Here is an 18,769-nt window from a genome sequence, read left to right as displayed (position 1 = left end):
CGGCCAGGGAAAAGGGCGCGGTAAGTGGTCTGAACCTCTGCGGGAATTGGTTTAGACCTCCCCGAGTGGCCTATACCAATTGCGGAAGCGGTTTATTTAAACACGCTTCGAGTGGGTAGGGAAAAGCAATCATCACGGCCCCTGCCAGCTCATACGCCTGTCGATGGGACCGGAGGCGGGGCCTGGAGGAAGGGTCCGGAGCGAATTAACTGGTCTACGCCAATTGGATCGCTTCCGGTTTCTTCCTCATGATGATTTCGCCCTGAGAAGCGTAAGGAGCCGCCACAGTGACCGCAACGGTTGACGTATCCGCCCCCAGCCCGACCACCCACAAGGAGCTGATCGCCTGGGTCAAGGAGATCGCCGAGCTGACCCGCCCGGACCGGATCGAATGGTGCGACGGCTCCGAGGCGGAGTGGACGCGCCTGACGAACCTGCTGGTCGAGCAGGGCACGTTCAAGCGCCTGGCCAAGCGGCAGAACAGCTTCTACGCGGCCTCCGACCCCACCGACGTCGCCCGGGTCGAGGACCGCACCTACATCTGCTCCGAGAAGGAGGAGGACGCCGGGCCGACCAACAACTGGATCGCCCCCGCCGAGATGCGCGCGACCTTCGGCGAGCTGTTCGCCGGATGCATGCGCGGGCGCACCATGTACGTGGTCCCGTTCTGCATGGGCCCGCTCGGCGGGGAGATCTCCCAGCTCGGGGTCGAGATCACCGACTCGCCCTACGTCGTCGTGTCGATGCGGATCATGACCCGGATGGGCGAGCCCGCGCTCCGGCTCATCGAGGAGCGCGGCGACTTCGTCAAGGCCGTGCACTCGGTCGGCGCGCCCCTGGAGCCCGGCCAGGCCGACGTGCCGTGGCCGTGCAACTCCACCAAGTACATCAGCCACTTCCCCGAGACCCGCGAGATCTGGTCGTACGGCTCCGGCTACGGCGGCAACGCCCTGCTCGGCAAGAAGTGCTACGCGCTGCGCATCGCCAGCACCATGGCCCGCGACGAGGGCTGGCTGGCCGAGCACATGCTCATCCTCAAGCTCACCCCGCCGGAGGGGGAGACCCGCTACATCGCGGCGGCCTTCCCGTCCGCGTGCGGCAAGACCAACCTGGCCATGCTCCAGCCGACGATCCCCGGCTGGAAGGTCGAGACGATCGGCGACGACATCGCCTGGATGCGCTTCGGCGAGGACGGCCGGCTGTACGCGATCAACCCGGAGGCGGGCTTCTTCGGGGTCGCGCCCGGCACCGGCGAGTCCACCAACGCCAACGCGATCAAGACGCTCTGGGGCAACAGCATCTTCACCAACGTCGCCCTCACCGACGACGGCGACGTGTGGTGGGAGGGCCTGACCGACGAGCCCCCGGCGCACCTGACCGACTGGAAGGGCCGCGACTGGACGCCGGACAGCGACGAGCCGGCCGCCCACCCCAACGCCCGGTTCACCACCCCCGCGGGCCAGTGCCCGACCATCGCCCCCGAGTGGCAGGACCCCGAGGGCGTGCCGATCTCGGCCATCCTCTTCGGCGGGCGCCGCGCCACGGCCGTCCCGCTCGTCACCGAGGCGCGCAGCTGGAACCACGGCGTCTTCATCGGGGCGAACATCGCCTCCGAGAAGACCGCCGCCGCCGAGGGCAAGGTCGGCGAGCTGCGCCGCGACCCCTTCGCGATGCTGCCGTTCTGCGGCTACAACATGGGCGACTACTTCGGCCACTGGATCGAGATCGGCAGGCGCGAGGGCGCGCGGCTGCCGCGCATCTACTACGTGAACTGGTTCCGCAAGAACGCCGAGGGCGAGTTCATCTGGCCCGGCTTCGGTGAGAACAGCCGCGTGCTCAAGTGGATCGTGGACCGCCTCAACGGCCGCGCCGAGGCCGTCGAGACGCCCATCGGCCTGCTCCCGGCCGAGCTGGACACCGAGGGCCTCGACCTGTCCGCCGACGACCTGAGGACGCTCCTGTCGGTGGACGAGGAGGTCTGGAAGGAGGAGGCGAAGCTCATCCCGTCCTTCTTCGAGACCTTCGGCGACCACCTGCCCAAGGAGCTCTGGGACGAGTACAACGCCCTGGTCGAGCGCCTGGGCTGAGCACGGCCCGCGGGCGGGGGCCTCGCCCCGCCCACCCGCCGGCAGGGCCGGGAGCCGCGATCCCGCCGGCGGAGCGACCGAACCGAGACCTGCGGCGCGAAACTTCCGCGCGGCCCCGGACGTCTACCTGACAAACGGGGCACCCGCCCCTTCCCCCTTCGAGGAGGCGGACGTGGGAGTCGCACTGGTCGTCATCGCCTTCGTCCTGCTCGGGGCCGTGATCGTCACGGCCGCCATCGCGAGCGGCCGGCAGGGAGCCGTCCGCTCGGCCGCCGGCCGCCACCACGGTCAGGCGATCACCCCCTACCATCTGGCCTACCTGTCCGGCGGGCCGCGCCGTACGGTCAACACCGCCCTGGCCATGCTGGCCAGGGGCGGCGGCATCCGGGTCGCGCGCGGCGGGCGGATCGGCCTGGTGGCCGGGGCGCCGCCGTCCCCGGACGGCATCGAGCAGGCGGTCCTGTCGTTCCTCGCCGACCGCTCCGGCAACTGCACGGTGGGGGAGGTGCGTCGGGGGGTGGCCGAGGGGCCCGCGATGGCGTCCCTGCGCGACCACCTGACGGACATGGGCCTGCTGGTGCCCGACGGCGCGCTGGCCGGGGCGCACAGGGCGCTGCGGCTCCTCCTGGCCCTGTCACTGGCCGCGCTCCTGCTGGTGCCCGTCTCCTTCGTCCTGCTCGCCGTGGGCGCCGCCGGAGCAGCGGGCGGCGTCGCGGTGGCGGTCGGCGCGTCGGCGGCCCTGGCCGGCCTGATCGCCTACGGCGTGCAGCGCGCCTCCCTGCGCAACGTGCTCACCCGCGCCGGGCGCGGTGTGCTCGACTCCGCCCGGCGCGTGCACGTCCGCGGCGCCCGCCCGGCCCAGGCCGACCTGGCCTTCGCGGTCGGCGCCCCGGTCGCCCTGTACGGCCTGAGCGAGATCGGCGACCCCTCCGTCGAGGAGGAGCTGAAGAAGGACGACGGCGGCGCCTCCGCCGTGGTGGGCGGCGCGTGCGGCGGCGGCTCGGGAGGCTCCGGAGACGTCTCCTACGGCGGCGGGGACTTCGGCTCCGGCTGGGGAGGCGGTGACTCGGGCGGCGGTTCCGGCTGCGGCGGTGGCGGCGGAGGGTGCGGCGGTGGCGGCTGCGGGGGCGGCTGATGACGCGCGACCCCCGTACGGCCCGGCGTGACCCCCGTGCGGCCACGCGACACCCCGCGCGACCCCGCGCGACCCGGAACCGGCGCGGCGCCGGGACGTCCCGGACGCCGCGCCCCGCGGCCCTGGAGGACCTGTGGAATCCCTCATCGGAATCGTGATCATCGGCGGAGTCCTCGTCGCCCTGCTGGTGCTCGCGGTGAGCGCGCGGCGTGGCAGGCCGCCCGCCGGACCGCGGCGCGGCGGCTCCGGCGCCCGCAGGCCGCGGCGCGGCGGGTCCGCGCACTCGTCCGACGGCGGCTGGAGCTGGGGAGGCGACTCCGGCGGTGACTCGGGCGGCGGTGGCGGCGGTGAGTGAGCGGCTCGGCGTCGGGATCGGCTGGCGGCCAGAGATCGACCTGACCGTGGAGCGGCTGCCCGGCGTCGACTTCGTCGAGGTCATCGCGGAGAACGTGCGCCCGGACCGGTTGCCGGAGTCGCTGCGGGTGCTCCGCGCCCGGGGCGTGCCGGTGATCCCGCACGGGGTCGGGCTGGGGCTGGGCGGCGCCGAGCCGCCCGAGCCGGACCGGCTGGCGCACCTGGCGGCGTGCGCGGAGGTGCTCGGCGCGCCGCTGGTCAGCGAGCACGTGGCCTTCGTGCGGGCGGGCGGGCTGGAGGCGGGCCACCTGCTCCCGGTCCCGCGCACCCGCAGGGCCCTTGCGGTGTTGGCGGAGAACGTACGGCGGGCGCAGGACGCCCTCCCGGTCCCGCTGGCCCTGGAGAACGTCGCGGCCCTGTTCGGCTGGCCGGAGGACGAGATGACCGAGGCGGAGTTCCTCGGCGAGCTGGTGGACAGGACCGGCGTCAAGCTCCTGGTCGACGTGGCCAACCTCTACACCAACCAGGTCAACCTGGGCCTGCCGGCGGTCGGCGCGCTGGACGCCCTGCCGCTGTCCGAGCTCGCCTACGTCCACGTCGCCGGCGGCCACGAGCACGGCGGAGTCTGGCACGACACGCACACCGCGCACGTCCCCGACGAGGTCCTCGCGGTCCTGTCGGAGCTGTGCGCCCGGGTGGACCCGCCCGGGGTGCTGCTGGAGTGGGACGCCGACTACCCGAGCGACGAGGCCCTGGCCGCCGAGCTCGGCCGCATCCGCGGGGCGATGGCCCGTGGCTGAGGGCGGGCCGCGCCCCGCGGCGGCGGCCGGGCCCGGGACGGGGGGTGCTGAGCCGCCCGGGACCGAAGAAGGGCGTCCCCGGCCGCCGGGGACGGATGAGGACCGCAGGGAGCTCGCGAGGGCGCAGGCGGAGCTGCTGGCCGCCCTGGTGGCGGGGGCGGGGGCGCCGGCGGGCTTCGACGCCGGTCGGCTGCGGATCCAGACGGCGAGCCTGATCGCCAAGCGGAGGAGCGTGGTGGCCCGGCTCCGTCCGGACCTCGCCGCGGCCCTCGCCGGAGACTTCGCGGAGGAGTTCGCCGCCTACGCCCGCAGCCGTCCCAAGCCGCCGGGCGGCTACCGGGCCGACGCCGGGGAGTTCGCCGAGCACCTCAGGCGGACCGGGCGGATCGCCGCGGGACCCGCTGAGCCGACCGGGCCCGCCGTGCCCTCCGCGGGCCGCCCGCCGACCGCGGACCGGCCGGACCGGCGGCCCCGTCCCCCCGGCCGGTGGGCCCGGCTGACCTGGTGGCTGGGCGGCGGCCGGTGATGAAGGGGACGTTTTGCCGGGCCGGGGAAGGATACGCTCCCTGACGTGGGGCAACTTCGCTGCGTTGATGGATCATGCCTGACCGTCACGCCGGTGGCGTGCCTGGACAGCGTCGGCGAGCCGTACGAGGTCACGCTGGAGCTGCGCCGCGACGGCGTGCCGTACGGGACGGTGGGGGAGCGGTGCGGCTGGTTCCTCGCCCGGCTGGCGGGGCGGGTCGCCGAGGCCCGCGCCGACCGGCAGGAGCGGTGGCCCGACCCGGACGACCGCTTCCCCGAGCCGCCGGGCCGCTCGGAGGACGGAGAACTGTTCGTCTTTCGTTACCGGAGCCGGAAGTCCGTGCTCGGCGGGGGCGAGCTCCGCTGCCGGCTGCGCACGGCCCCCATCTGGACGCCCGGCGAGCGCGGGGGCCCGGGCACATGGCGGCTGACCCGTCGGGCGCTGCTGGAGGCGTGGGGGAGCGGCGGGGCGGGGATGCGGGCCGTGCTGACCTCCGCCGAACTGGGCGTCTTCGTGGAGGGGCTCGTCGAGGAGGCCGAGGAGTGCCTGCGGTCGCGGGTGCCGGGCGGCGCCGCCCGCACCTGAGCGGGTGGCGGCGGGACGGGAACGCCCGGCGCCGCGGCGGGACGGGGGCGTACGGCGCCGCGGCGGTCCGGCCGTATGAGCCGAGAGGTGCCGGAAGCGGGCGATAATTGCCTGTCGGCGTCCGCAGGCGACGGGCGCTCCCGGGAAGGAATCCACCACATGGGCGTGCGTGATCTCGTCTACCGGCTGTACGAGCGCCGGCTGGAAGCCAAGCTGTCCCGCAACCCCGACATGATCCCCCGTCATGTCGGCGTCATCGTGGACGGCAACCGCCGCTGGGCCCGCGCGATGGGCATCGACGACGTCAGCCGGGGGCACCGCAAGGGCGCGGACAAGATCTCCGAGCTGCTCTGCTGGTGCCGCGAGGCGGGTGTCGAGGTCGTCACCGTGTGGCTGCTGTCCAGCGAGAACATCAACCGCTCCAAGGACGAGCTCGAGCCCCTCATGAAGATCATCGAGGATGTGGTCCAGGAGCTCGTGGCGGCGGGCTGGCACATCAAGCCGATGGGGGCGCTCGATCTGCTGCCCGATCACACGGCGCGTGTCCTCAAAGAGGCAAAAGAAGCCACATCGCACCGTCCAGGTTTGATTGTGAACGTTGCGGTTGGGTATGGAGGAAGGCGTGAGATCGCTGATGCGGTGCGCTCCCTCCTCGTGGAGCACGCCAGCAAGGGCGCGACCATCGAGGAGCTGGTCGAGGTCCTCGACGTGGAGCACATCGCGGAGCATCTCTACACGCGCGGCCAGCCCGACCCGGACCTGGTCATCCGGACCTCGGGAGAGCAGCGGCTCTCCGGATTCCTGCTCTGGCAGAGTGCCCACTCCGAGTTCTACTTCTGCGAGGCCTACTGGCCTGACTTCCGCAGAATCGACTTCCTGCGGGCCCTCCGCTCCTACGCCGCGCGGCACCGTCGGTACGGCACCTGAAACACAACGTGAAACCTGTCTTTCGGTCATGTTCGACCCATTGGACGGGGGGTATTCAGGACGTACCGTAAGAAGTAGGCAAGCGCAGCTCGCCTACTCCGGAGAGGGCCCGCCTTTGCGTCACGATCTGCCGAGGGGGGCCGGTCACCGGTGCCCGCTCGGCATGCCGCGAGCGCGGGTCCGGGTCCGGTCCGCATCCCAGCTCATGGCAGGGTGCCCACCAGGGCGCCCGGGGGAGAACGCGTGGCACACCCTTCGTCCGCATCCACGTCACCGGCCGGCGACCGGAAGACGTACGTCCTGGACACCTCGGTCCTGCTGGCCGACCCGGCGGCGATAAGCCGGTTCGCCGAGCACGAGGTCGTCCTCCCGATCGTCGTCATCACCGAGTTGGAGGCCAAGCGCCACCACCCCGAGCTCGGCTACTTCGCGCGCAAGGCGCTGAGGCTCCTCGACGACCTGAGGGTGACCCACGGACGTCTGGACGAGCCCATGCCGATCGGCGAGGGCACCATCCGGGTCGAGCTCAACCACAGCGACCCGTCCATCCTGCCCGCCGGATTCAGGCTCGGCGACAACGACACCCGCATCCTGACCGTCGCGCGCTCCCTGGCCGCCGAGGGGCACGACGTGGTGCTCGTCTCCAAGGACCTCCCGATGCGGATCAAGGCCGCCTCCGTCGGGCTGGCAGCCGAGGAGTACCGCGCGGAGCTCGTCATGGAGTCCGGCTGGACGGGCATGGCCGAGCTGCAGGTGCCGGAGGAGGACGTCGAGGCGCTCTTCGAGCGCGGCACCGCCGACGTGGCCGAGGCCCGCGACCTGCCGACGCACACCGGCCTGCGGCTGCTGTCGGCCCGGGGCTCGGCGCTGGGCCGGGTGCTGCCGGACAAGTCCGTCCGGCTGGTCCGCGGCGACCGCGAGGTGTTCGGCGTGCACGGCCGCTCCGCCGAGCAGCGCATCGCCCTCGACCTGCTCATGGACCCCGAGGTCGGCATCGTCTCGCTGGGCGGCCGGGCGGGCACCGGCAAGTCCGCGCTGGCGCTCTGCGCGGGCCTGGAGGCGGTGCTGGAGCGCCGCCAGCACCGCAAGGTCATCGTCTTCCGCCCGCTGTACGCCGTGGGCGGCCAGGAGCTGGGCTACCTGCCCGGCTCCGAGAACGAGAAGATGGGCCCGTGGGCGCAGGCCGTCTACGACACCCTGGGCGCGGTCACCACGCCCGAGGTGATCGAGGAGGTCATCGACCGGGGCATGCTGGAGGTGCTCCCGCTCACCCACATCCGCGGCCGCTCGCTGCACGACGCCTTCGTGATCGTCGATGAGGCGCAGTCGCTGGAGCGCGGGGTGCTGCTGACGGTGCTGAGCCGGATCGGCGCCAACTCCCGGGTCGTGCTCACCCACGACGTCGCGCAGCGCGACAACCTGCGGGTGGGCCGGCACGACGGCGTGGTCGCGGTGGTGGAGAAGCTCAAGGGCCATCCGCTGTTCGCGCACGTCACGCTGACCCGCTCGGAGCGCTCGCCGATCGCCGCGCTGGTCACCGAGATGCTGGAGGACTTCACGCTGTAGGCCCGGCGGGCCCTCGCCGCCGCTCTGCGCCGGGACCGCCCCGGCGCAGAGCCGGGGCGCCCGGCGGGCGGGGGCGGCGGGCCGTGCCGTACGGCTCCCGCCCGGCCCCGTCACGGGGGCAGGCGCACCCCCCTGCCCGCCAGGTCCTGATACTCGAAGCAGGTGTGCTCCCCCAGCGACTCCGGGGCGCCGGGGAAGAGCCGGGTGATCTCGACGCTCCAGATGCTGGCCTGCTTGTTCTGCCGGACGGTGCAGGTGATCTGGGCGAGCCCCAGCCGGTTGGGCCTGCCGTCGCCCGTGATGATCACGTTCAGCCGGTAGCCGAGGTCGCCCTTGGGCGCGCCGGGCTGACCGCCCTCGGTGTAGCGGGTGGTCTTGATGTCGTAGTAGTCGAACTCGGTCAGCGCGCTGGTGAGGTGGGGCCGGGGAGGCTGCCTGCCGGCGCGGAAGAGGGTCTTGACGATGTTCTCGGTCGAGTCCGAGGTCACCGGGACCTGCGCGGGTTCCAGTTTCCCGTCGCGGACGAGGTACACCGTCACCCAGGTCGGGCTGTAACTGATCACCGGAGGGCGGCCCAGGTCCCGCACCCCGGTGGGGGTGATGCCGCATCCCGCGGCCACCGCCAGCACGGCCGCCGTCAGCAGGACCGCGAGGAACGCCGCGCGGGCGGCGGGGCGGTGCGCGGGCGGAGGGTCGCAGGCGCTCATGCGGGCGGCAGCCAGACCGTGAAGAGCGTGCCCGGCCGCTGCGGGCGCACCGAGATCGTGCCGCCGTGCAACTGGGCGTTGGAGCGGGCGATGGACAGGCCGAGACCGCTGCCGTCCCCCCTCGTGCCGGCCTTGTAGAAGCGGTTGAACACGTACGGCAGGTCGGCCGGGGGGATGCCCTTGCCGTGGTCGCGCACCTTCACCTCCAGACCGTGGGCGGTGGTGCGGGCGGTCACCACGACGGGCCGCTCACCGTGGCGCAGGGCGTTGCCGACCAGGTTGGCGACGATGACGTCGAAGCGCCGGGGGTCGGCGGTGAACGCCAGTCCCTCGGGGACGTTCACCTCCACCTGCTCCGTCCAGCCGCGCATCTCCAGGCAGTCGCGGACCGCGTCGGCGATGCTCACGGTCTCCAGGCTGAGCACGGCCGTGCCCGAGTCGAACCGGCTCGCCTCGATGAGCTGCTCCACCAGGGTGCGGAGCCGTTCGATCTCGCGCAGCACCAGCCGGACGGCGGTGGCCGGCTCGGGGGGCAGCCGCTCGGCCTCCTCGGAGAGCATGTCGGTCACCGCGGTCATCGCGGTCAGCGGGGTTCGCAGTTCGTGGGAGACGTCGGCCACGAACCGGCGGGACATCGCCTCCAGCGCGCGCAGCTCCGACACGCTCCGCTCCAGCGCGGCGGCGGTGTCGTTGAACGTCGCGGTGAGCTCGGCGAGCTCGTCCCGGCCGCGCACCGGGAGCCGGGTGTCCAGGTGCCCGGCGCCGAGCGCGCGGGCGGCCGAGCCGAGCCGCCGGACCGGCAGCAGCACGCGCCGGGCCGAGACCAGCGCCACGGCGAGCGCGATGGCGAACATGATGGCCCCGGCCGTCGCCATCGGCTGGCGCATGCCGGCCAGCAGCCGCTCCTCCTCGTGGAGGGGGACGAACACGAAGACGCTCATGCCGGTCGGCTGGGGGAGGTGGACGGGCTCCACCCGCCACACGGGGGTGCCGATGACCAGCCACATGCCGCCCCGCATCTCCTGCCGCTTGATCACCATGCGGTCGCCGGCCCGGACCCGGAGATCGGCGGGGACGTCGCCGAGGCCGAAATCCCCGTCCGGGTACAGGTACTCCTCGTAGGTGACCACCACCGCCCGGTTCCGCGCGCGCAGGCTCCGCTGCAGGGCGGAGATCTCCTGGTCGGTCGGGGGGCTGTCGCCCGGCCAGAGCGCGCCGATGGGCAGGCGGGCGCCGGCGAGGGTGTCGCGCACGTCGGCCACCGCGGTCTCCTCGGCCCGCTCGATCACCCGGTTCTTGACGAGTTCGTAGCCGATGCCCGCGACCAGGGAGGAGGCGGTGACGGCGATCAGTGTGAAGGCGGTGACCAGCCGGCCGCGGAGCCCGGTGGACAGGCGCTTCACGGCGGGCTGAACCGGTACCCGAACCCCCGCACGGTGTGGATGAACCTCGGCTCGGCGGGTACGGTCTCGATCTTGGCGCGGATCCGCTGCACGCAGGCGTCCACCAGCCGGGAGTCCCCGGCGTGGGTGTGGTCCCAGACGGCGCGGAGCAGGTATCTGCGGTTGAGCACCTGGCCGGGATGGCGGACCAGCTCCAGCAGGAGCCGGAGCTCGGTGGGGGTCAGGTGGACCTCCCGCCCGGCCAGCGTCACCTTCAGCGCGCCCTTGTCGATCACCAGGTCGCCGAAGGCGACGCGGTCGGAGGAGACGGACTCGGCGCGGCGCAGGACCGCCCGGATCCGGGCGTCCAGCACGCGCGGCTCCACGGGTTTGACCACGTAGTCGTCGGCCCCCGCCTCCAGGCCCACGACCACGTCGAGGTCGTCGCCCCGGGCGGTGAGGAGGATCACCGGCAGCTGGTCCATCTTCCGGATCCGGCGGCACACCTCGACGCCGTCGATCCCGGGCAGCATGACGTCCAGCACGGCGATCTCCGGGCGGCGCGAGCGGAGGTGGTCAAGCGCCTCCTCGCCGGTGGCGTAGGAGGTCACGGAGTGCCCCTGGCGGGCCAGGGCCAGTTCGAGCCCGGTCCGGACCGAGGGGTCGTCTTCGACGAGAAGGATGCCGGCCACCTGGTCATTATTCTTCCAATGCCTCATAACGCCCTCTCCGTCACGAAAATGTGACATCTGGCGCGCAGGGGGCCGGGAAGGCGTAAGGCCTTCTCCCGGGCCGCCTGAGGGGTCCTCGGGGTCGGCCAGGCTGATTCGTGAAGATGTGGCGAAAATCACAATTCGTGGGTCATGTGAAGGAAAAGGCCGGGTAATCAGGTGATCGGTCACGGGCCGGTCGCCGGGGTGCCGAGGGAAAACCTGCCGGATCCTCCGTTCCGGTTGCGGAGCACCCCCCAGGTCAGGGCAAGCTCATAGGTCGTGAGTCCAGGATCGTCGTCCCCCGAGGGAGAGCGCCCGCCGGGCAGAGACCGCCAGGCCGGCCGCTCCCGCCGCGCGTCCAGGAAGCCGGCGAGGAGCGCACCCGAGCAGGAGGCGCCCGTCCCCGGTGCGGCCCCCCGCAGGCGCGGCGGGCTGACGCCCAAGCGCGTGCTCGTCATCGGCGCGGTCACGGTGGTCCTCGTCGGCGGCGGCGCCTACACCGCGCACACCGCGATCCAGAACGCCTCCGCGCCCGCCGCGGAGACGCTCTCCCTGGAGGAGTTCGCCAGGGCGTTCGGCGGCGACCCGTTCGCGCCCGACCCCGAGGCCGACGCGCTCAAGGCCCAGGCCGCCCAGGCGCTCCGCGAGGACGAGCTGAAGCGCGAGCGTGAGGGGCGCAAGCCGCTCAGCCACATCAAGATCGTCAAGGTGGCGCCCGGCGGCGGCGGGTTCGACCCGCAGCAGCTCCCGCCCGGCACCGCCAACCCGACCGGCAACAAGGCCATCGGCAAGCAGATGGTGGAGGAGCGCGGCTGGGGCGGCGAGTGGGGCTGCCTGGAGAAGCTCTGGATGAAGGAGAGCGGCTGGAACGAGCGGGCGATGAACCGCTCCAGCGGCGCCTACGGCATCCCGCAGTCGCTGCCCGGCCACAAGATGGCCAGCGCCGGCGCCGACTGGCAGACCAATCCGGCCACCCAGATCAAGTGGGGGCTCGACTACATCAAGGGCCGGTACGGCTCCCCCTGCGGAGCATGGGCTCATTCCCAGGCCAAGGGCTGGTACTGACCCGCGGGTCCATTCCCCGCCCAAGGGGCGGTACGGAAAGGCCAGGAAGCGGCAGGTCTGCCCGGCCGGGAGTGGTTAGCGCCGCATCCTGGCCGCATGGGCGTGAAGGTCAGCGTGGTGGTGCCGGTCCGGAATCCGGGGGATACGGCCAACGCGTGCATCCACTCGGTGGTCGAGCAGTCGATGTCCTCGGAGGAGTACGAGGTCATCTTCGCCGACGACGGATCGGACGACGGCACCCGGCAGCGCCTGGGCATGGTCGCCGGGGCCTGGCCGAACGTCCGGGTGCTCCACCTGCCGCCCACCGGCTCGCCCATGCGCGGCCGCAACGCGGCCCTGGAGGTCGCCAAGGGCGAGTACGTGTTCCTGATGGGCCAGACCGACCGCCTGGAGCACACCGCCCTGGAGCGGATGTACGAGCGCGCGATGGCGACCGACGCCGACATCCTCGTCGGGCGGCTGGCGGGCGGTGACGGCCCGCCCCCGCGGGCGTTCGAGACCGACCGGGAGCGCGCCGACATCCTCACCGACGGCCTGCTCTCCCTGCTCACCCCGCACAAGCTCTACCGCAGGGCCTTCCTCGCCGACGAGCGGCTCACCTTCCCCGACCCCGGCGGGCGCCTGTCCGAGCAGGCCTTCGTGGTCCGGGCCTACCTGCGGGCGCGCACCATCACCGTCATGGCAGGGGAGGTCTGCTGCCACCTCGGCGAGCCGGTGGAGCCGCCGGTCCCGCCCGCCGTACAGGCGGCGGAGCTGCGCGCGCTGCTCGACGCGGTCGACGAGGCCGTGCCCGACGGGCGCAGGCGCGACCGCATGTACGCGCACTGGTTCCGCACCGCGATCCTGCCGCAGCTCGGCGGGGACGTCTTCAGCCTCTCCTCGCGGGAGCGGTCGGCCACCTTCACGGCCCTGCGCGAGCTGGTCCTGCAGCGCTTCCCCGAGCGGCTCGACCACCGCCTCCCCGTCCACCTGCGCCTGCGCGCCGCGCTGCTGCGCGCCGGCCGCCCCGATCAGCTCGTCATGCTCTCGCAGGCCACCCGCGACACCCACCTGAAGGCCGAGCTGAAGGAGATCACCTGGGAGGGCGGGGTGCTCCGGCTCGGCATCACCATGGAGCTGATGTGGGTCGGCGACACCCCCACCTGCTTCGTCCCGCACGGCGACCGGCTGCTGTGGAAGCCGCCGATCCCGCTGGAGGGGATCCCCTCCCTCGAACGGGTGGCCGACGTCACCGAGGCGGTGGAGCACGCCGGCTTCGACGCCTACCTGCGGCACCGCGACACCGGGATCGTGCACATGCTCCCGGTGACGTCCGCGCCGGTGCGCGTCCCGCACGGCGACCGGGTCCGGGTGCAGGTCACCGGCACCGCCTCGTTCGACGTCTCCGCGACCTTCCTCGGCCAGCCGCTGCCGTCGGGGTTCTGGGAGATCCACGTCCGCATGCACGGCGGGCCGCACCGGGCCCGCGCCCGGGTGACGGGCGAGCCCTTCGCGCACTCCGGCGCGCTGGCCGACTACCCGGAGCGGCCGGTCGTGCCCTGGTGGTGCGAGGAAGGGCTGCCGGGCGTCTGCGTGGAGCCCCCGACGCTCTGCGAGGCCATCGCCCTCGTCTCGCAGGACACCACGACCGTGCGCCGCCGCGACCACGTCTTCTTCGTCGTGCCCGTGCCGTACCTGCCGAAGGACGGCGGCGGCCCCGGCGAGCTGGTGCTGCGCCGGGCGGGCGGGCGGCGGGAGATCTCCGCGCCCGCCCTGGTCGAGCCCGGTGAGCCCGGCGTGCTCGGCGGCCGGCTGGTGGCCAAGGTGCCGACCCGGAAGCTGCCCCAGCGCGACCTGCTGGTCCCCGGCCGATGGACGCCCTTCCTGCGGATGGACGGCCAGGAGACCGGCCTCCGCTTCCGCGTGCGGATGCGCCGCCTGGGCCGGGTGGAGGTCCATCCGGCCCAGGCGGCCCGCCTCCCCGAGCGGCGCTACCCGCTGCTGCGCCGCATCACGCGGCGCATCCCGGGCTCCCGCGCCGTGGCGTGGGCCGTCCAGGCCCTGCAGCGGCGCTACCTGCCCAGCTGACAGTCGTTGGCCAGGTCCTCGGCGTCCCCCGCCGGGCGGGGCAGCGTCGCGCTCGGCGGCGGGCTCTGCCGCCGCTCCACCCAGCTCTCCAGCGCGGCGAAGGCGCTGCGGAAGCACGGCAGGATCGGGCGGAGCCGGTCGGGATGGGTCCCGTACAGGCCGTCGACGTGGTTGCCGTCCTCGATCCGGTAGTAGCGGAAGGGGCGGCGGCCGCCGACCATGTCCGCGTAGACGTCCCCGGAGCGGGAGATCGGCAGCAGGGTGTCCAGCGTGCCGTGCAGCGTGATCAGCGGCTTGCCGATCCTGCCGGTCAGCGCGATCTTCCTGACCGCCGCGTACGGCCTGCGCGCGGCGTAGTCGTAGTCCGCGTCGCAGGCCGGGGTGCCCGGGGCGCAGTACGGCGTGCCCGCCTCGGCGTCGCCGTCGTAGCCCGGGTCGATCTCCTCCCGGTAGATCCGCTGGGTGAGGTCCCAGTAGACCTGGGCGTGGTACGGCCACAGGAACTCCGAGCCGCGCGCGAAGCCCGCGGCGTACATCGCCTCGGCGTCGCCGGCCGGGTAGGCCCGCAGCGCCGGCGGGAGGAAGGTGAGCAGGTTGTCGCCCTCGACCCGCCAGAGCGTGCCCTCCCAGTCCACCCCGCCGTCGTACAGCCACGGCCGGTTCTCCAGCTGCCAGCGGACCAGGTAGCCGCCGTTGGAGACGCCCGCGGCGTAGGTGCGCCGCGGGGCGGTGCCGTACCGCTGCCGGACGGCGGCCTTGGCCGCGACGGTGAGCTGCGTGACGCGCTCGTTCCACTCGGCGATCGCGTCCCCCGGCGCCCGGCCGTCCTGGTAGAAGGCCAGGCCGGTGTTGCCCTTGTCGGTCGCGGCGTAGGCGTAGCCGCGGGCCAGCGCCCAGTCGGAGACCGTGAAGTCGTTGGCGTACTGCTCGCGGTTGCCGGGGGTGCCCGCGACGACCAGCCCGCCGTTCCACCGGTCCGGCAGGCGGAGCACGAACTGCGCGTCGTGCTTCCAGCCGTGGTTGGTGTTGGTGGCGGAGGTGTCGGGGAAGTAGCCGTCGATCTGGATGCCGGGCACGCCGGCCGGGTTGACGGCCCCGGGCGGGTGGAGACCCGCCCAGTCGGCGGGGTCGGTGTGCCCGCTCGCGACCGTGCCGGCCGTGGTCAGATCGTCCAGGCAGGCCGCGACCTGGTGCTCGGCGCCGGGGACGCGGAGGCGGTCCTGGCGGGCGCAGTGCCGGCCGGCGGGCTCGCCCGCGGGCCCGCCCCCCGCCTGCGCGGCCGGGGCGCCCGCCGTGAGCGCGGCGGCCGCGGCCAGCGCGAGCCCGGGGGCGAGCAGGGTGCGGAGTCTCATCGGATGGCCCTCCTGCCGGGGCTCAGCCGCGCGCGGCGGGCTTGGCGGGCGCGTCGGCGGGGGCGCCGGGGACACCGCCGCTCCCCGCGGCGTCGGAGAGGGTGACGAGGTCGCGGCCCCGGGTCTCCCGGGCGGCGAAGACGGTCACCAGGGTGAGTACGGCACCGCCGGCGACGTAGAGCATGACCGGCAGCGCCGAGCCGTAGGACTGCAGCAGCGCCACCGCGATCAGCGGGGCCAGGCCGCCGGCCACGATCGAGGAGAGCTGGGCGCCCACCGACACGCCCGAGTAGCGCATCCGGGTGGCGAACAGCTCGGAGAAGAACGCCGCCTGCGGGCCGTACATCGCGCCGTGCAGGACCAGGCCGACGGTGACCGCGAGGGTGATCGCGGCGAAGTTCCCGGTGTCGACCAGCGGGAAGAAGGGGAAGGTCCACAGGCCCACTCCCGCGGCGCCGAGCAGGTAGACCGGGCGCCGGCCGAGCCGGTCGGACAGCGCGCCCCACATCGGGATCGAGGCGAAGTGCACGGCCGAGCCGATCAGCACCGCGTTGAGCACGAAGCCCTTCTCCAGCTTCGCCGCCTCCGTCGCGTAGACCAGCACGAACGCGGTGATCACGTAGTAGGAGACGTTCTCGGCGAAGCGGGCGCCGATGGCGGTGAGCACGTCCCGCCAGTGGTGGCGGAAGACGTCCACGATCGGCACGGTCTTCTTCGGCTCGGCGTTCGCCACGGCCGCCTGGAAGACCGGTGACTCGCTGATGCTCAGCCGGATCCACAGGCCCAGCAGGACCAGCACGCCGGACAGCAGGAACGGGATGCGCCAGCCCCAGCTCAGGAAGGCCTCGTCGGACTGGACCGCGGCCAGCAGCGCGAGCACCGCGGTGGCCAGCAGGTTGCCGCCGGGGGCGCCGGCCTGCGGCCAGGAGGCCCAGTAGCCGCGCCGGCGCGCGTCGCCGTGCTCGGAGACGATGAGCACCGCGCCGCCCCACTCGCCGCCGAGCGCGAAGCCCTGCACGAGCCGCAGGAAGGTCAGCAGCAGCGGGGCCGCCGCGCCGACCGCCGCGTGAGTGGGCAGGCAGCCGATCAGGAACGTCGCCCCGCCCATCAGCAGCAGGCTGAGGACCAGGAGCTTCTTGCGGCCCAATCGGTCGCCGTAGTGGCCGAAGACCACCGCGCCCAGCGGGCGGGCGACGAAGCCGATCGCGTAGGTGAGGAAGGCCAGCAGGGTGCCGGTGAGCGGGTCGGACTCGGGGAAGAACAGCGTGTTGAAGACCAGCGCGGCGGCGGAGCCGTAGAGGAAGAAGTCGTACCACTCGATCGTGGTGCCGATGAGGCTGGCACCGACGATCTTGCCGATGGGGGTGTTTTTCTCTGTCATCTTCACTCACCAGAAGGAGACGCCGTTGGGGGATGTCGGCTCACCGTACGTAGTGACCGGCGTCACTCCTATGGGGTGCGTCACCATACCCCGCGGGCGGCCTATGTGAGACTCCGCGGGTGCGGTGCGGACCGCCCTGGCCTGGGCGGACAGGCGCCGGGGCGTTCAGGAGCCGGCGGCGCCCAGGCGGTGGAGGCGCAGGGCGAGCTGGATCTCCAGAGCGCGCTCCGGGTCCTGCCAGTCCGCCCCCAGCAGGCGGCCGATCCGCTCCAGGCGCTGGGTCACGGTGTTGACGTGGATGTGCAGCGCCTCCGCCGTGCGCGAGAGCGAACAGCCCGTGCCGAAGTAGGCGGTGAGCGTGCCGACCAGCGAGGTCCCCCGGCGGGCGTCGTAGTCGATCACCGGGCCGAGGGCCGAGTCGAGGAACGTCGCGATGTCGCGCCCCTCGCCGACCAGCAGCCCGACGAAGCCCAGCTCGGCCGCGCTCGCGCCCTCCCCGGACCGGCCCAGCGCCCGCAGCGCGTCGGCGCAGCGCCGTGCCTCGCGGTGCGCGGCGGCCACTCCGGCGATGCCGCGCACCGGGCCGCAGGCGCCGGCGGTGGCCGGCTGACCGAGGGAGGCGCTCAGCTCGGCCGCCACCCGCTTGGCGGTCAGGCCGGGATCGTCCCCGGGGAGCAGCAGCACCACCTCGTCCCCGCGCGGGGCGGCGAGCCCGCGCTCCACCGCGGCCCGGGAGGAGGCCCAGAAGGCCGCGCGCTCGCGCCCGCCGTCGTGGCGGACCACGACCACCACGTGGTCGCGGTCGAGGTCCACGCCCACCCGGCGGGCCCGCTCGACCAGCCCGCCGAGGCCGGGCCGGGAGATCAGGTCGTCGAGCAGTTCGCCGCGGACCCGTCCCTCCGCCTCGGCCACCGTGCGGCGGAACAGCAGCAGCAGCGCGGTGACCAGCGCGGCCCGCTCCAGGATGCGCTGGTCGGTGTCGGCGACCGGGCCGCCGGTCCGCAGCACGAGCGTGCACAGCGGCTCGCCGCCGACGTCCACCGAGGCGACGAGCAGGTCGCCGCGCCGGACGGTGCGGCCCAGCGCCCGGGACGACTGCGCGGCCTCGGCGAGCGCGGCGGCGTCCAGACCGCCTCCGGTGCCGCCGGGCCCGCCGGACATGCCCGGCCCGCCCGGCCGGTCCGGACCGCTTGGCGCGCCCGGCCCGCCGAGGTCGCCGGTGATCGGCCGGCCGGTGTCGTCCAGCACCGCCAGCGAGCCGCCGAGCACCTCGGTGACCACGGCGGCCACGTCCTCGACCCCGCCGCCGCGCAGCACCAGCCCGGTCATCCGGTCGTGCGCGAGCGCGGCCCGCTCCACGGCCTCGCTGTGCGCGTTGAGGCTCCGGTTGGCCTGGCTGAGCTCCTCGAGGGCGTTGCGGGTCTCCTGCAGCAACCGGGCGTTGTCGATGGCCACCGCGGCGTGCGCGGCCAGCGAGCCGAGCAGCACCACCTCGTCCTGGGTGAACGGGCGCACGCTCCGGTTGGCGGCGAACAGCACCCCGATGACCCGGGCGCCCAGCTTGAGCGGGACGCCGAGGATGGCGACCAGCCCCTCCTCCTGCACCGCGTCGTCGATGTGGTGCATATGGCGGAAGCGCTCGTCGGCGAAGTAGTCGGCCGTGGAGTACGGCGTGGCGGTCTGCGCCACCAGCCCGCCCAGCCCGGCGCCCATGGGCAGCCGGAGCGCGCGGAACTTGGCCGAGACGGAGCCGTCGGTGACGCGCATCCAGGTGTCGCCCCGGTCGGGGTCGTGCAGGGTCATGTAGGCGGCGTCGGTGCCGAGCAGCTGCCGGGCCCGGCGCACGATGGCCTCCAGCACGGCGTCCAGGTCGCGCAGCGCGGCCAGGTCGCCCGCGGTGTCGAACAGCGCCGACAGCTCCGCCTCGCGCCTGGCCCGGCGGCGCAGCAGCGTGCGGACCTTCAGCGCGGCGAGCTTGGCCTCCTCCAGCTCGGCGAGGGCCGCGGCGTCGGCCCCGGCGGTCCTGGCCGCCAGCACGGGGCCCTCGAACTCGACCGCCGACGCCTCCCTGGCCAGTAGTTCGAGGAAGACCCGCGCGCTCATACCGTTCATTGTGGCCGGG

The 18,769-nt window shown here is 73.6% G+C and carries 16 protein-coding genes; 10 read left to right on the top strand and 6 right to left on the bottom strand.

The annotated features are described in order from the left end of the window. Positions 1–287: 287 nt before the first annotated feature. The 8 genes from ABD823_RS07945 to phoH2 all read left to right on the top strand — a co-directional run bounded on the left by ABD823_RS07945 (position 288) and on the right by phoH2 (position 7,980). A complete protein-coding gene (locus ABD823_RS07945; RefSeq protein ID WP_344857354.1) occupies positions 288–2,087 on the top strand; it encodes a phosphoenolpyruvate carboxykinase (GTP) in 1,800 nt (599 codons plus the stop codon). Positions 2,088–2,259: 172 nt separating this feature from the next. Continuing rightward, a complete protein-coding gene (locus ABD823_RS07940) occupies positions 2,260–3,222 on the top strand; it encodes a TIGR04222 domain-containing membrane protein (RefSeq protein WP_344857352.1) in 963 nt (320 codons plus the stop codon). Positions 3,223–3,355: 133 nt separating this feature from the next. Continuing rightward, positions 3,356–3,577: a hypothetical protein gene (locus ABD823_RS07935; RefSeq protein ID WP_344857350.1), complete on the top strand. Its 222-nt coding sequence runs from the start codon at positions 3,356–3,358 to the stop codon at positions 3,575–3,577. After that, a complete protein-coding gene (locus ABD823_RS07930; protein ID WP_344857348.1) occupies positions 3,570–4,376 on the top strand; it encodes an MbnB/TglH/ChrH family RiPP precursor modification enzyme in 807 nt (268 codons plus the stop codon). The genes ABD823_RS07935 and ABD823_RS07930 overlap by 8 nt, the downstream gene beginning before the upstream one ends. Next, positions 4,369–4,902: an SCO6045 C-terminal-like domain-containing protein gene (locus ABD823_RS07925; protein WP_344857346.1), complete on the top strand. Its 534-nt coding sequence runs from the start codon at positions 4,369–4,371 to the stop codon at positions 4,900–4,902. Before ABD823_RS07930 ends, ABD823_RS07925 begins: the two co-directional genes overlap by 8 nt. A 93-nt stretch (positions 4,903–4,995) precedes the next feature. Further along, positions 4,996–5,487 (top strand): hypothetical protein, encoded by a 492-nt coding sequence (locus ABD823_RS07920; protein ID WP_344857344.1) that lies wholly within the window; start codon positions 4,996–4,998, stop codon positions 5,485–5,487. A gap of 159 nt (positions 5,488–5,646) precedes the next feature. Next, positions 5,647–6,414 (top strand): isoprenyl transferase, encoded by a 768-nt coding sequence (locus ABD823_RS07915; RefSeq protein WP_344857342.1) that lies wholly within the window; start codon positions 5,647–5,649, stop codon positions 6,412–6,414. A 243-nt stretch (positions 6,415–6,657) separates the two neighbouring features. Beyond that, entirely contained in the window at positions 6,658–7,980 is a 1,323-nt protein-coding gene (gene phoH2 / locus ABD823_RS07910) for an RNA 5'-3' helicase PhoH2 (protein ID WP_344857340.1), read from the top strand. Positions 7,981–8,090: 110 nt separating this feature from the next. On the opposite strand, the gene ABD823_RS07905 is transcribed toward phoH2, so the two are convergent. The 3 genes from ABD823_RS07905 to ABD823_RS07895 are packed head-to-tail and all read right to left on the bottom strand — an operon-like array spanning position 8,091 to position 10,761. Further along, on the bottom strand, positions 8,091–8,687 hold the full coding sequence (locus ABD823_RS07905) for a hypothetical protein (protein ID WP_344857338.1): 597 nt from the start codon (positions 8,685–8,687) through the stop codon (positions 8,091–8,093). Continuing rightward, complete coding sequence (locus tag ABD823_RS07900) at positions 8,684–10,090, bottom strand: ATP-binding protein (protein WP_344857336.1); 1,407 nt, start codon at positions 10,088–10,090, stop codon at positions 8,684–8,686. The genes ABD823_RS07905 and ABD823_RS07900 overlap by 4 nt, the downstream gene beginning before the upstream one ends. Then, positions 10,087–10,761: a response regulator gene (locus ABD823_RS07895; RefSeq protein ID WP_344857334.1), complete on the bottom strand. Its 675-nt coding sequence runs from the start codon at positions 10,759–10,761 to the stop codon at positions 10,087–10,089. The genes ABD823_RS07900 and ABD823_RS07895 overlap by 4 nt, the downstream gene beginning before the upstream one ends. A gap of 300 nt (positions 10,762–11,061) precedes the next feature. On the opposite strand from ABD823_RS07895, the gene ABD823_RS07890 reads away from it, so the two are divergent. Both ABD823_RS07890 and ABD823_RS07885 read left to right on the top strand, forming a co-directional pair. Continuing rightward, a complete protein-coding gene (locus ABD823_RS07890; RefSeq protein ID WP_344857333.1) occupies positions 11,062–11,847 on the top strand; it encodes an aggregation-promoting factor C-terminal-like domain-containing protein in 786 nt (261 codons plus the stop codon). A 96-nt stretch (positions 11,848–11,943) separates the two neighbouring features. Further along, on the top strand, positions 11,944–13,914 hold the full coding sequence (locus ABD823_RS07885) for a glycosyltransferase family 2 protein (protein ID WP_344857332.1): 1,971 nt from the start codon (positions 11,944–11,946) through the stop codon (positions 13,912–13,914). Here ABD823_RS07885 and ABD823_RS07880 read toward each other — a convergent pair. The 3 genes from ABD823_RS07880 to ABD823_RS07870 all read right to left on the bottom strand — a co-directional run bounded on the left by ABD823_RS07880 (position 13,899) and on the right by ABD823_RS07870 (position 18,750). Beyond that, positions 13,899–15,266: an alpha/beta hydrolase family protein gene (locus ABD823_RS07880; protein ID WP_344857331.1), complete on the bottom strand. Its 1,368-nt coding sequence runs from the start codon at positions 15,264–15,266 to the stop codon at positions 13,899–13,901. The genes ABD823_RS07885 and ABD823_RS07880 overlap by 16 nt on opposite strands. 22 nt (positions 15,267–15,288) lie before the next feature. Further along, positions 15,289–16,647: an MFS transporter gene (locus ABD823_RS07875; RefSeq protein ID WP_344857330.1), complete on the bottom strand. Its 1,359-nt coding sequence runs from the start codon at positions 16,645–16,647 to the stop codon at positions 15,289–15,291. A gap of 165 nt (positions 16,648–16,812) precedes the next feature. After that, positions 16,813–18,750, bottom strand: a complete 1,938-nt coding sequence (locus tag ABD823_RS07870) for a helix-turn-helix domain-containing protein (protein ID WP_344857329.1) — start codon at positions 18,748–18,750, stop codon at positions 16,813–16,815. Positions 18,751–18,769 lie beyond the last annotated feature (19 nt).

Source organism: Planomonospora alba, assembly GCF_039534085.1.
Taxonomy (GTDB): Bacteria; Actinomycetota; Actinomycetes; order Streptosporangiales; family Streptosporangiaceae; genus Planomonospora_B; species Planomonospora_B alba.
This window is presented reverse-complemented; position numbering and strand designations above follow the sequence as displayed.